The 259-nt window shown below is 21.6% G+C and carries 1 pseudogene; it reads right to left on the reverse strand.

What is annotated here, in order from left to right:
- Positions 1–259, reverse strand: a pseudogene (locus tag VJI93_RS09015) (hypothetical protein); the annotation flags it as partial.

The following is a 259-nucleotide window of genomic DNA, read 5'->3' on the forward strand; positions in this document are numbered from 1 at the left end:
CTCTTGAAATATGTCCAATACCAAAAGTAAATCTGAAAAATCTATCTTTTATTTTAATAGAAACCTTATAAGCTCGATTGCTTCTATATTTAGAAGTAGATATAATTTTTACACCTTCTATATTATCTGTATCAATAGGAAATAAATGATTAGAAGTGTATAACTTATTTTCTTTAAAATAACAAATAATTTCATCGTGAAATTTTAATTTAAAAAGAATTCTGGTAAAAATAGTATATGATAAAACGAAATAACCTAA

Source organism: Parvimonas sp. M20 (assembly GCF_035282425.1).
Taxonomy (GTDB): Bacteria; Bacillota; Clostridia; order Tissierellales; family Peptoniphilaceae; genus Parvimonas.